This is a genomic window from Caballeronia glebae (genome assembly GCF_001545035.1).
Lineage (GTDB): Bacteria > Pseudomonadota > Gammaproteobacteria > Burkholderiales > Burkholderiaceae > Caballeronia > Caballeronia glebae.
In genome coordinates, this window is sequence record NZ_FCOJ02000032.1 from 53923 (window position 1) to 66191 (window position 12269).

The window sequence follows — 12269 nt, forward strand, 5'->3', positions numbered from 1 at the left end:
GTTATCGTGTCTGATACAAGTGATGTTGAACAATATAGTCCCATACAGCCGATGGGACCTGAGCGCGGGCGTCGGTCGCGCCGTTTACCGAACGCGCTTCTTCGCGGATCGCCGTGGCGGATACGTCGAGAAGCAGCATTTCGTCGATGTGCATATGACCGTGCGGGCTCGCGCGTAAAACCTCGGGCGCCGCGCGGCGTGCTTCGAATTCGGCCGCGACTTCGGCGGGCAGGGTCGAAACGTCGAAGCCGGCGCGCGTTTCCACGCAGATGTGCGCGTAGTCGAAGAGCCGTTTCCATCGATGCCACGAATCGAGCTTGACCAGTTGGTCCGCGCCCATCAGCAGCGAAATCGATGCGTCAGCGCCTTCGCGTTCGCGCCAGTGCGCGAGCGTGTCGACGGTATACGTGTCGCCCTGGCGGTCGATTTCGTCGGTGGCGACGACGATCTGAACGCCATCGAGCGAGAGCGAATCCGCCGCGGCGCGCGTCATCGCGAGCCGATGCTCCGGCGCCGATACGCCCGCCTTCTGCCACGGCTGACCGGCGGGCAGGAGCACGAGTTCGGTCAGTTGCAGCAACTCGACGAAGCGCCGCGCGAGCGCGAGATGCCCGTTGTGGATCGGATCGAAAGTGCCCCCGAGCAGGCCGACGCGCTTCACGCAGGGCGTCACAGCCATTCCCGCCGCACCAGGAAGTCTTCGTAGAGCCGCGCTTCCGGCGTGCCGGGTTCGGGTTTCCAGTCGTAGCGCCAGTTCGCCACCGGCGGCATCGACATCAGAATCGACTCGGTGCGTCCGCCGCTTTGCAGGCCGAAGTGCGTGCCGCGGTCGAACACGAGATTGAACTCGACGTAACGCCCGCGCCGGTACGCCTGAAACTCGCGCTCGCGCTCGGAGTAGGGCGTGTCGCGGCGGCGCTCGATGACCGGCAGATACGCTTTCAGGAACGCATCGCCGACGCTTTGCATCATCGCGAACGAGCGCTCGAAGCCCGGCTCCGAGAAGTCATCGAAGAAAATTCCGCCGATACCGCGCTGCTCGTTGCGGTGCTTCAGATAGAAATACTCGTCGCACCACGTCTTGAAGCGCGGATAAAGCTCCGCGCCGAACGGATCGAGAGAATCGCGGCAAACCCGATGGAAATGCCGCGCGTCTTCCTCGTAGCCGTAGACCGGCGTGAGATCCATGCCGCCGCCGAACCAGAAGATCGGCGCTTCGCCTTCTTTCGTCGCCGTGAGCATGCGCACGTTCATGTGCGCGGTCGGGCAGTGCGGATTGCGCGGATGCATGACGAGCGACACGCCGAGCGCCTCGAAACCGCGTCCGGCGAGTTGCGGACGCGCCGCGCTCGCGGAGGGCGGCAGCGCGTCGCCCTGCACGTCCGAAAAGCCGATGCCGCCGCGCTCGAAAAACCCGCCGCCTTCCAGAATGCGCGTCACGCCGCCGCCGCGCAGATGCGCGCCGGGCTCGCGGGTCCACGCGTCGGTGGCAAACGCCGTGCCGTCGAAGGCGCCGAGCGCATCGGCGATGCGCGTTTGCAGGCCCGTCAGATAGTCGCGCACGGCCCCGATATCGTGGGCTGCGTCGTGTTCGTTGCGTTGTGCCGTGCTGCGGTTCGGTTCACTCATCGGTTGCTGCGTGCGCCCTGTGGGCGGCCATAAAAGGGCGGGGGTTAACCCTTCGTTTTAAAACTCACAAAAGCGCGCTGCCGGACACGAGGTCCGGCAGCGCGTGTGCTCGTGCGGCGCAGGCCGCGTATTTCAGTGCTTGTCGCCCGGTTTTTCCGCCGGCTGCTTGCGGTTCACCGCCCGATAGCCGATGTCCCGGCGATACAGCATGCCGTCGAACGAGATCTGGTTGACTGTATCGTAGACCACGGACTGCGCGCCACGCACGGAATCCGCCAGTCCGACGACGCACAACACGCGCCCGCCCGAGGTCGTGAGCTTGCCGTCGGTAAGCGTCGTGCCCGCGTGGAAAGTGACGGAATTCTCGGTTTCCGCGGGAATGCCGCTGATGCGGTCGCCCTTGCGCGGCGTGTCCGGATAGTTGTGCGCCGCGAGCACGACGCCGAGCGCCGTGCGGCGGTCCCAGTCGAGATCGACGGCGTCGAGCTTGCCGTCGATCGCCATTTCCACGACCTTCGAGAAGTCGCCCTTCAGACGCGCCATGATCGGCTGCGTCTCGGGGTCGCCCATGCGGCAGTTGAATTCGAGCGTCTTCGGGTTGCCGTTCGCGTCGATCATCAGGCCGGCGTACAGGAAGCCCGTGAAGCGGATGCCTTCGTTTTCCATGCCGCGCACCGTCGGCTGGACGATCTCGCGCATCACGCGCGCGTGCAGTTGCGGCGTGACGATCGGCGCGGGCGAATACGCGCCCATGCCGCCAGTGTTCGGGCCGCGGTCGGCGTCGAGCAGGCGCTTGTGGTCCTGGCTGGAGGCGAGCGGCAGCACGTGCTTGCCGTCCACCATCACAATGAAGCTGGCTTCCTCGCCCGTGAGGAACTCCTCGATCACGACGCGCGCGCCCGCATCGCCGAGTTTGTTGTCGGCGAGCATCGAATCGACGGCGGCGTGCGCTTCTTCGAGCGTCATTGCGACGACGACGCCCTTGCCGGCGGCGAGGCCGTCAGCCTTGACGACGATCGGCGCGCCTTTCGCGTCGATGTACGCGTGCGCGGCGGCGAGTTCGGAGAACGTCTCGTATTCGGCGGTCGGGATGTTGTGGCGCTTCATGAACGCCTTCGCGAAGTCCTTCGAGCTTTCGAGCTGCGCGGCTTCCTTGCTCGGGCCGAAGATTTTCAGGCCGCGCGAGCGAAACAGATTGACGATGCCCGCGGCAAGCGGCTGCTCCGGCCCGACGAGCGTGAACGCGACATGTTCCTTTTCGACGAAATCGGCGAGTTCCGCCGCGTCCGTGATGTCGACGTTGCGCAGGCGGTCGTCCTGCGCGGTGCCGCCGTTGCCCGGCGCCACATAGACGATCTGCACGCGCGGCGATTGCGCGAGCTTCCAGGCCAGCGCATGTTCGCGGCCGCCGGAACCGACGACGAGTAACTTCATGTGAATCCCCGAATCCTGACAAAAAGCAGCTTGAGAAAAAGCGGCGGGCGCATCGACCGTGAAGCGCGCGCATGACATTCGTCATAACGCCGCGAAGGCGGCTCGCGCTGACATCGGCTGCGTCACGCGCCTTCCAAATGCGATGCCGCGCCGCGAAGGTTGCGCGGCGCTGCTCCGGCGTGCGAGCCGAAGCGAAAGATGTTCCATGCGAGGCCGCGGCGGACTGCGATGCCGCCGCGCCCCTGCGATCCGAAGCTCAGTCTTCGTTGATCGCGGCGTTTGTATAGACTTCCTGCACGTCGTCGAGATTTTCGAGCGCGTCTAGCAGCTTTTGCATTTTCGCTGCGTCGTCGCCGCTGAATTCGACTTCCGACTGCGGTTTCATCGTCACTTCGGCGAGTTCCGCCTTGAAGCCCGCGGCTTCGAGCGCGTCCTTCACCTTCTGGAAATCGTTGGCGGGGCAGACCACTTCGATGCTGCCGTCCTCGTTCGTCACGACGTCGTCGGCGCCGGCTTCGAGCGCGGCGTCCATGAGTTTGTCTTCCGGCGTGCCGGGCGCGAACAGGAACTGGCCGACGTGATCGAACATGAACGACACCGAGCCGTCCGTGCCCATGTTGCCGCCGAACTTCGAGAACGCGTGGCGCACTTCCGCGACGGTGCGGGTGCGGTTGTCCGTCATCGTGTCGACGATGATGGCCGCGCCGCCGATGCCGTAGCCTTCATAGCGGATTTCCTCGTAATTCGCGCCATCCACGCCGCCGATGCCGCGCTGGATCGCGCGGTTGATGTTGTCCTTCGGCATGTTGGCGTCGTAGGCCTTGTCGACGGCCAGACGCAGGCGCGGGTTCGTATCGGCCTCGCCGCCGCCCATGCGCGCCGCGACCTGGATTTCCTTGATGAGGCGCGTCCAGACCTTGCCTCGCTTCGCGTCGGCCGCGGCCTTCTTATGCTTGATGTTGGCCCATTTCGAATGACCCGCCATTACGTTTCTCCATCGCGCGCGGACTGAAGCCGGGCGCCTAGTGTGCTGTCGTGCTGAATGTGTCTGTCCGCCGCGCGCTCGTCGGGGCGCGGCCGGGTTCGCTCGGGGATCGTTGGATCCGGCCTGACCCGGGTTGGAAACAGACCGAAATTTTAGCATGGCGGCGCGCGCTCCCAGTACCGCGGCGCGAGGGCGGAAACCTGGAAAGCGGCGCGAACCGGCCGAAATTACGGCGAATCGCGACGAAATCGCGCGAAGGCCGCCGTAAACGCAAACCGCCGCGCGAACGGCGCGGCGGTCGGAGCAACGGTCAGCGCAATTCAGGCAGACGCTTAATTCTTCGTGCCGAAGAGACGATCGCCGGCGTCGCCGAGACCCGGAACGATATACGCATGCTCGTTCAAATGCGAATCGAGCGACGCGACGTAGAGCTTCACGTCCGGATGCGCGTCCTGGAACACCTGCACGCCTTCGGGCGCCGCGACCAGCGCGACGAACACGATGTTCTCGCCCAGTACGTTGCGACGTTTCATGACGTCGACGGCGTGCACCGCCGAGTAGCCCGTCGCGACCATTGGATCGCACAGGATGAAGACGCGCTCTTCCAGATCAGGTGGCAGACGCACGAGATACTCGACCGGACGATGATCCTCCGCCCGATACACGCCGATATGCCCGACACGCGCCGACGGCACGAGATCCAGCAAGCCGTCCGACATGCCGATGCCCGCGCGCAGCACGGGCACGATCGCGAGCTTCTTGCCGGCGATAACCGGAGCGTCGATCTCGACGAGCGGCGTTTCCACGAGCTTGGTCGTGAGCGGCAGATTGCGGGTGATTTCGTAGCCCATCAGCAGCGTGATTTCCCGCAGAAGCTCGCGGAACGTGCGCGTGGACGTGTCCTTGTCGCGCATGTGGGTGAGCTTGTGCTGGATCAGCGGGTGATTGAGGATGAAGAGATTGGGAAAGCGACTGTCTTGTTTCATGGGTCTCGCGCGCGGCGCGTCCTGCTCGTGTGATTTCTGCCTCTGACGCTCGGGGAGCGGACAGTGGCGACAGTTTACCCAAAAGCCCGCCCCACGCCTAAGAAGAATCGCGCGCGACCCCGAACGCCCGCCGACGTTGCCGCCCCGATTCTTCTAGAATTGCGCGAGGGGCGTCTGTACGCCGATCGCGACAATGACAAGGAGATGAACGATGGATATGGGAATCGCGGGTCGCACCGCGCTGGTATGCGCGGCGAGCAAGGGACTCGGACGCGGATGCGCCGAAGCGCTCGCCGCCGAAGGCGTGAATCTGGTGATCACCGCGCGCACGGCGGAAACGCTCGAAGCGACGGCGGCGCACATCCGCTCGACCTACGGCGTCGACGTGAAAACCGTCGCGGGCGACATCACGACGCCCGAAGGCCACGCCGCCGCGCTCGCCGCCTGTCCCGCGCCGGACATTCTGGTCAACAACGCGGGCGGCCCGCCGCCGGGCGACTTTCGCACCTTCACGCACGACATGTGGATCAAGGCGCTCGAAGGCAACATGCTGACGCCGATCGAGCTGATCAAGGCGACCATCGACGGGATGATCGAGCGCGGCTTCGGGCGCGTGGTGAACATCACGAGTTCGTCGGTGAAGGCGCCGATCGACGTGCTCGGCCTGTCCAACGGCGCGCGCTCGGGCCTGACCGGTTTCGTCGCGGGCGTCGCGCGCAAGGTCGCATCGACGGGCGTCACGATCAACAATCTGCTGCCGGGCACGTTCGACACCGACCGTATCGCCGTGACGATGGAAGCGCAGGCCAAAGCGCAGAACATCTCGATCGAGGACATGCGCGCGCGCCGTGCGCAGAGCCTGCCCGCGGGACGATTCGGGACGCCGGAAGAGTTCGGCCGCGCGTGCGCGTTCCTGTGCAGCGTGCATGCGGGCTACATCACCGGTCAGAATCTGCTGATCGACGGCGGCGCCTACCCTGGCACCTACTGACCGAGGAGCACGCACATGACCACACGCGTCGCGCTCATCGCGCACGACATGAAGAAGGACGACATCGTCACGCTCGCGGGCGAATTCGTCGACACGCTCGCGCAATGCAATCTTGTCGCGACCGGCACGACCGGCGGGCGCATCGCGGCGGCGCACGGGCTGGAGATCGAGCGCAAGCTGTCCGGCCCGCACGGCGGCGACCTGCAGATCGGCGCGGAACTGGCGGAAGGGCGCGTGAATATCGTGATCTTCCTGCGCGACCCGATGACTCCGCAGCCGCACGAGCCCGACATCAACGCGCTCGTGCGCGCCTGCGACGTGCACAACGTGCCGTGCGCGACCAACATCGCGACGGCGCGCATGATTCTCGACGACTTGCGCCTGCGCTTTGCGCGGGCGTCCTGAAGCACGAAAGGAGATGAACGAGCGATGACCAAGGCAATCCGATTCGACAAGACAGGCGGCCCCGAAGTCATGAAGTGGGTCGATGTGGACGTGGGCGCGCCGGGCAAAGGCGAGATCCGCGTGAAGCATCACGCGGTGGGGCTGAATTTCATCGACGTGTACTTTCGCACCGGCCTGTATCCGATGCCGCTGCCGGGCGGCCTCGGCATGGAAGCGGCGGGCGAGGTGACGGCGGTGGGCGAGGGCGTCACGCAGTTCGCGCCGGGCGATCGTGTCGCGTACGCATCGCGGCCGCCGGGCGCCTATGCACAAGAGCGCGTGATGTCGGCGGATTACGTCGTCAGGCTGCCCGATTCGATCGGCTACGACGATGCCGCGTCGATCATGCTGCAAGGTCTGACCGCGCAATATCTGCTGCGCCGGACGTATCGCGTGAAGGCGGGCGACACGGTGCTGATCCACGCGGCTGCCGGCGGCGTCGGCATGCTCGCGTGCCAGTGGGCGAAGGCGCTCGGCGCGACGGTGATCGGCACGGTCGGCTCGGAGGAAAAAGCCGAGCTCGCGAAGGCCCACGGCTGCGACTACCCGATCGTCTACACGCGCGAGAACCTGGCGCAGCGCGTGCGCGAAATCACCAACGGCGCGGGCGTGCCCGTCGTCTACGATTCGATTGGCAAGGACACGTATATCGCGTCGCTCGATTGCCTTTCGCCGCTCGGCTTGTTCGTGAGCTTCGGCAATTCGTCGGGACCGCTGCCGCCGCTCGATTCGTCCGAACTCGCCGGACGCGGCTCGCTCTTTTTCACGCGGCCGACGCTCTTCAGCTACATCGCCAAGCGCGGCGATCTCGATGCGATGGCGGCGGAACTGTTCGATGTCGTGTCCTCGGGCAAGGTGAAGACGAACGTGCGCCAGCGTTATCCGTTGTCCGATGCGGCGCGCGCGCACCAGGACCTCGAAGCGCGCAAGACGACCGGCTCGACGATTCTTCTGCCTTGACGTGTAGCGTCGGGCGGTTCGTCACCATAACGATCGATTGAAAACATGAGCGAGCCGTCCTTTACCGTCGTCCTGATCGAGGACGAAAAGCAGATTCGCCGCTTCGTGCGCGTGTCGCTCGAAGCGCAGGGCATGACGGTCCACGAGGCGGAAACGGGTCAGAAGGGCCTCGTCGAAGCCGCGACGCGCAAGCCCGATCTCGTGATCGTCGATCTCGGTTTGCCGGACACCGACGGCATCGACGTGATTCGGGAACTGCGCGGCTGGACCGAACTGCCGATCATCGTGCTTTCGGCGCGTACGCAGGAGGAAGAGAAAGTCGCCGCGCTCGATGCCGGCGCCGACGATTACCTCACGAAGCCCTTCGGCGTTTCCGAACTGATGGCGCGGATTCGCGCGCATCTGCGGCGGCGCAATCAGGCCTCCGCGAGCGAGACGCCGGTCGTGTCTTTCGGCGGCGTAACCGTCGATCTCGCGTTGCGCCGCGTCATGAAAAACGGCGAAAACGTGCATCTGACGCCAATCGAATACCGGCTGCTATCGACGCTCGTGCGGCACGCGGGGCGCGTGCTCACGCATCGGCAATTGCTGGTGGAAGTGTGGGGGCCGTCGCATGTCGAAAGCCCGCATTATCTGCGCATCTACATGGCGCATCTGCGGCAGAAGCTCGAAGGCGATCCCGCGCAGCCCGAACATATCGTGACGGAAACGGGCGTCGGTTACAGGCTCGTCGGTGTGGTGTGACGGCTGGCGTGCGCGGCTTCGGGCCTGAGCGAATCGAGCACGCTATCGATAGGCTCGTCGCCGCCGACGAACGCGATCATCCGGTTGCGGATGCCGAGCGTCACGCAGCGCACCGCGATGCGCGCGACGTCCGCCCGCGCGACTTCGGGCTTGTGTTCCGTGAGTTCGCCGACGGGCGCGATAGTCCCGCGCCCCGGCTCGTCCGATAACGGTCCGGGCCGAAGGATCACGAAAGGTACGCCGCGATGCGCGACGTATTCGTCGGCTTCACGCTTCATCCGCGAATAGTGGCGTAGCGCAAATCCGCTGTGCGCGGGATCGAACGCCGACAGCGCGCTCACGACGACGAGTTGCTGCACGCGCCGGCGCTTCGCGTAATCGGCGGTGCGCATGACGGCGTCGCGGTCGATCGCGCGCTCCTCGTGCACGCCTTCGTTTTCCGCCGATCCGGCCGCGTAGATCACATGCGTGATGTCGTCGAAGGCGTGGGAAAAGTCGTGGGTCAGGTCGCCGAGCACGATTTCCGCGCCCATCGCCGCGAACTCGCTCTTGTGCGCCGACTTGCGCAGCATCGCGCGAAACGGCATGGCGTCCTCGTGCAGGCGCGCGGCGATCAGCCGGCCCGTGCGGCCGTGCGCGCCGATCAGCAGAACCTTCAGCGTTTTCATGCGAAACGCTCCTTCGCCGTGGGTCTCTACCCGACAAAGTAGGTGATTTCTTTGCGGCGTGCCGCGGGACGCGTTTGCGCCCGCAGCATTTTTACTCCGCCGCGTTCGCCGGACGCGCGCGACCCTCGCGGCGCGCACGCCGTTGTTCCGCGCGAATGCGGAAGCGGTCCATGTAGAGATAGACGACGGGCGTCGTATAGAGCGTCAGCATCTGGCTCACGATCAGTCCGCCGACGATCGCGATGCCAAGCGGCGCGCGCATCTCCGAGCCTTCGCCGGTGCCGAACGCGAGCGGCAGCGCGCCGAGCAGGGCGGCCGCGGTCGTCATCATGATCGGGCGAAAGCGCAGCAGACACGCCTCGCGGATCGCGTCCTGCGGCGTCTGCGCGCCGTGGCGCGTCGCCTCGATCGCGAAGTCGACCATCATGATCGCGTTCTTCTTCACGATGCCGATGAGCAGAATCACCGCGATCAGCGCGATGATGCTGAACTCCGTCTTGAACAGCAGCAAGGCGAGCAGCGCGCCGATGCCCGCGGACGGCAACGTGGAGAGAATCGTGATCGGATGGATGTAGCTCTCGTACAGAATCCCGAGCACGATATAGACGGCCGCCAGCGCCGCGAGAATCAGGAGCGGCTGGTCGTTGAGCGATTGCTGGAACGCCTGCGCCGTGCCCTGGAAGGTGCCATGCAGGGTTTGCGGCACGCCGAGTTCGGCCATGGTTTCGTAGATCGCGGCGGTCGCGTCGGACAGCGACTTGCCCGGCGGCAGATTGAATGAAATCGTCGAGGCGACGAACTGGCTCTGGTGATTCACGGAAAGCGGCGTGTTGCCCGGCCCGAATTTCGCGATTGCCGAGAGCGGCACCATCGTTTCCTTCGATGTCGACACCGCCGCGCCCGACGACGAACCGTTCTTGCCCGTCGCCGCGATCGCGTTGGTCGCCGAGTTCTTCACGGCGGCGAGCGCGAGGGAGGCGGTGGTGTCGGCGCTGCTCGTCGACGATCCGCCCGCGCCCGTCGACCCCGTCGCGGATGTGGACGCGGTCGTCGCCGCGCCGGACGTCGTGGTCGATTGCGTCGATGCCGAGCCGCTCGCCGTCCCGCCCGACGTGCTGATGTAGATCTGCTTGAGCATCTCCGGGTCTTGCCAGTATTTCGGCGCGAGCTCCATCACCACGTGATACTGCGACAGCGGGTTATAGATGGTCGAGACCTGCCGCTGGCCGAACGCGTCGTAGAGCGTGTTGTCGATCTGCGCGGGCTTGATGTTCAGGCGTGCCGCCGTCGCGCGGTCGAACGTGACCATCGCCTCCAGCCCGCCTTGCTGCTGGTCGGAGTTGACGTCGGCGAGCTCGGGGCGCTTTTGCAGCGCCTCGGTGAGAATCGGCCCCCACTTGTAGAGATCGGCCGTGGAGTCGGACAGCAGCGTGAACTGATACTGCGCGTTCGATTGCCGCCCGCCCACGCGAATGTCCTGCACGCCCTGAAGGAAAGTGCGCGCCCCGGCGACGTCCGCGAGCTGCGGGCGCAAGCGGCTAATCACCTGATCGGCGGAAACCTTGCGCACGTTCTTGGGCTTGAGCGAAATGAACATGAAGCCCGAGTTCGTCGAGCGCCCGCCCGTGAAGCCCGCGACGCTGTCCACGGCCGGGTCCGCTTCGACGATCTTCATCATCTCCGCGAACTTGACTTTCATTGCCTGGAACGACGTGCTCTGGTCCGCCTGAATGCCGCCGATGATGCGCCCCGTGTCCTGCTGCGGGAAAAAGCCCTTCGGCACGATGATGTACAGAAAAACGTTCATCCCGACGGTCGCGAGCAGAACCACGAGAATCGTGCGCGGATGCGCAAGCGCCCAGCCGAGCGTGCGCGCATAGCCGCGCTGCATGCGATCGAACTGGCGTTCCAGCCAGCGCCCGACGCGGCCTTCCTGCTTGCGCTCGTGCGGCTCCTGGAGCAGGCGCGAGCACATCATCGGCGTGACGGTCAGCGACACGACGAGCGACACCGCGATCGCGAGCGACAGCGTGAGCGCGAATTCGCGGAACAGCCGCCCGACGATGCCGCCCATCAGCAAAATGGGCAGGAACACGGCGACGAGCGACAGGCTGATCGACAGCACCGTGAAGCCGACCTCGCGCGCACCGAGTATGGCCGCCTGCCTGCGCGGGACGCCTTTCTCAACGTGCCGCGTGATGTTCTCCAGCACGACGATCGCATCGTCGACGACGAAGCCCGTCGCGATGGTCAGCGCCATGAGCGAGAGATTGTCGAGCGAGAAGCCGAGCAGATACATCGCGGCGAAGGTGCCGATGATCGATATCGGCACGGCGACGCACGGTATCAGGGTCGCGCGCCAGTTGCGCAGAAACAGGAACACGACCATCACGACGAGCGCCACCGCGATCACGAGCGTGAGCTCGGTGTCGTGCAGCGACGCGCGGATGGTCGTGGAGCGGTCGGCGGTCGGCGTGATCAGCACGTCGGCGGGAAGCGCGGCCTGCAACTGCGGCAGCATGGACTTCACGCGGTCGATCGTCTCGATGATGTTCGCGCCCGGCTGCCGATACAGGATCACGAGCACCGCGCGCTTGTTATTGATGAGACCGAGATTGCGCAAATCTTCGACCGAATCGACCACTTCGCCGACGTCCGAAAGCTTCACCGCCGAGCCGTTGCGGTACGCGACCACGAGACTCTTGTACTGCGCGGCCTTGCTCGCCTGATCGTTGGTGTAGAGCTGGACGTGGGTGCCCTTGAACTCGATCGCGCCTTTCGGACTGTTCGCATTCGCCGACGCAAGCGCGGCGCGCACGTCCTCCAGCCCGATGCCGTAGTGAAACAGCGCGCCCGGTTCCAGCTCGACGCGCACGGCCGGATTCGCGGAGCCGCTCACATCGACCTCGCCGACGCCCGGCACGGTCGAGAGCGTTTGCTGCAACACGGTCGCGGCGGAGTCGTAGAGCGCGCCCGCCGTGCGCGTGGGCGAGGAGAGCGCGAGCACGAGAATCGGCGCGTCGGCGGGGTTGACCTTGTGGTACGTCGGGTTCTGGCGCAGCGAGGTCGGCAGGTCGGCGCGCGCGGCGTTGATCGCGGCCTGCACGTCGCGCGCGGCGCCGTCGATGTCGCGATTCAGACCGAATTGCAGCGTGATGCGCGTCGTGCCGACGGCGCTCATCGAGGTCATTTCGCTCACGTCGGCGATCGTGCCCAGATGCCGCTCCAGCGGACTCGCGACGCTCGTCGCCACCGTCTCCGGGCTTGCGCCCGGCAAGGACGCCTGCACGGAGATCGTCGGAAAATCGACCTGCGGCAAGGGTGCCACCGGCAGCCGCACGAACGCGAACATGCCCGCGAGCGCGATGCCGATCGCGAGCAGCGTCGTCGCTACCGGCCGGCCGATGAAGATGCGCGACATGTTCATG

At 65.6% G+C, this 12269-nt stretch carries 11 protein-coding genes; 4 read left to right on the plus strand and 7 right to left on the minus strand.

Features of this window, described 5'->3' with window-relative positions; translation table 11 throughout:
- Position 1: 1 nt before the first annotated feature.
- From AWB82_RS21430 to upp, 5 genes are all read right to left on the minus strand, one after another.
- Positions 2 to 679, minus strand: a complete 678-nt coding sequence (locus tag AWB82_RS21430) for a nicotinate-nucleotide adenylyltransferase (protein WP_086970789.1) — start codon at positions 677 to 679, stop codon at positions 2 to 4.
- A complete protein-coding gene (gene hemF, locus AWB82_RS21435; protein WP_086970791.1) occupies positions 670 to 1629 on the minus strand; it encodes an oxygen-dependent coproporphyrinogen oxidase in 960 nt (319 codons plus the stop codon). Before hemF ends, AWB82_RS21430 begins: the two co-directional genes overlap by 10 nt.
- Positions 1630 to 1761: 132 nt before the next feature.
- On the minus strand, positions 1762 to 3063 hold the full coding sequence (gene purD, locus AWB82_RS21440) for a phosphoribosylamine--glycine ligase (RefSeq protein ID WP_086970836.1): 1302 nt from the start codon (positions 3061 to 3063) through the stop codon (positions 1762 to 1764).
- 256 nt (positions 3064 to 3319) lie between these two features.
- Positions 3320 to 4048 carry a YebC/PmpR family DNA-binding transcriptional regulator gene (locus AWB82_RS21445; RefSeq protein WP_086970793.1) on the minus strand — a complete coding sequence of 243 codons (729 nt, stop codon included), beginning with the start codon at positions 4046 to 4048 and terminating at the stop codon, positions 3320 to 3322.
- 332 nt (positions 4049 to 4380) lie between these two features.
- The gene (gene upp, locus AWB82_RS21450) at positions 4381 to 5034 is read right to left on the minus strand and encodes a uracil phosphoribosyltransferase (protein ID WP_086970795.1); all 654 of its coding nucleotides are present in this window, start codon (positions 5032 to 5034) and stop codon (positions 4381 to 4383) included.
- Between the two features lie 211 nt (positions 5035 to 5245).
- Between upp and AWB82_RS21455 the strand changes: the two genes are divergently transcribed.
- From AWB82_RS21455 to kdpE, 4 genes are read left to right on the plus strand one after another with little or no spacing between them, the layout of a single operon-like run.
- Positions 5246 to 6025 (plus strand): SDR family oxidoreductase, encoded by a 780-nt coding sequence (locus AWB82_RS21455; RefSeq protein ID WP_086970797.1) that lies wholly within the window; start codon positions 5246 to 5248, stop codon positions 6023 to 6025.
- A 15-nt stretch (positions 6026 to 6040) separates the two neighbouring features.
- The gene (locus AWB82_RS21460; RefSeq protein ID WP_008350620.1) at positions 6041 to 6430 is read left to right on the plus strand and encodes a methylglyoxal synthase; all 390 of its coding nucleotides are present in this window, start codon (positions 6041 to 6043) and stop codon (positions 6428 to 6430) included.
- Positions 6431 to 6454: 24 nt separating this feature from the next.
- A complete protein-coding gene (locus AWB82_RS21465; RefSeq protein WP_086970799.1) occupies positions 6455 to 7429 on the plus strand; it encodes a quinone oxidoreductase family protein in 975 nt (324 codons plus the stop codon).
- Positions 7430 to 7474: 45 nt separating this feature from the next.
- Entirely contained in the window at positions 7475 to 8173 is a 699-nt protein-coding gene (gene kdpE, locus AWB82_RS21470; protein ID WP_086970801.1) for a two-component system response regulator KdpE, read from the plus strand.
- Here kdpE and AWB82_RS21475 read toward each other — a convergent pair.
- Both AWB82_RS21475 and AWB82_RS21480 read right to left on the minus strand, forming a co-directional pair.
- A complete protein-coding gene (locus AWB82_RS21475) occupies positions 8149 to 8841 on the minus strand; it encodes an SDR family oxidoreductase (protein ID WP_086970803.1) in 693 nt (230 codons plus the stop codon). The genes kdpE and AWB82_RS21475 overlap by 25 nt on opposite strands.
- Positions 8842 to 8932: 91 nt before the next feature.
- Positions 8933 to 12268, minus strand: coding sequence for an efflux RND transporter permease subunit (locus tag AWB82_RS21480; protein ID WP_086970805.1), 3336 nt, complete (start codon positions 12266 to 12268; stop codon positions 8933 to 8935).
- Between the last annotated feature and the right edge of the window lies 1 nt (position 12269).

Excerpts from the sequence above, each read along its gene's own strand:
- AWB82_RS21475 (WP_086970803.1), bottom strand. The coding sequence starts at position 8,841 with ATGAAAACGCTGAAGGTTCTGCTGATCGGCGCGCACGGCCGCACGGGC.
- kdpE (WP_086970801.1), top strand. The coding sequence starts at position 7,475 with ATGAGCGAGCCGTCCTTTACCGTCGTCCTGATCGAGGACGAAAAGCAG.
- upp (WP_086970795.1), bottom strand. The coding sequence starts at position 5,034 with ATGAAACAAGACAGTCGCTTTCCCAATCTCTTCATCCTCAATCACCCG.
- AWB82_RS21455 (WP_086970797.1), top strand. The coding sequence starts at position 5,246 with ATGGATATGGGAATCGCGGGTCGCACCGCGCTGGTATGCGCGGCGAGC.
- AWB82_RS21480 (WP_086970805.1), bottom strand. The coding sequence starts at position 12,268 with ATGAACATGTCGCGCATCTTCATCGGCCGGCCGGTAGCGACGACGCTG.
- AWB82_RS21430 (WP_086970789.1), bottom strand. The coding sequence starts at position 679 with ATGGCTGTGACGCCCTGCGTGAAGCGCGTCGGCCTGCTCGGGGGCACT.
- purD (WP_086970836.1), bottom strand. The coding sequence starts at position 3,063 with ATGAAGTTACTCGTCGTCGGTTCCGGCGGCCGCGAACATGCGCTGGCC.
- AWB82_RS21465 (WP_086970799.1), top strand. The coding sequence starts at position 6,455 with ATGACCAAGGCAATCCGATTCGACAAGACAGGCGGCCCCGAAGTCATG.
- hemF (WP_086970791.1), bottom strand. The coding sequence starts at position 1,629 with ATGAGTGAACCGAACCGCAGCACGGCACAACGCAACGAACACGACGCA.
- AWB82_RS21460 (WP_008350620.1), top strand. The coding sequence starts at position 6,041 with ATGACCACACGCGTCGCGCTCATCGCGCACGACATGAAGAAGGACGAC.
- AWB82_RS21445 (WP_086970793.1), bottom strand. The coding sequence starts at position 4,048 with ATGGCGGGTCATTCGAAATGGGCCAACATCAAGCATAAGAAGGCCGCG.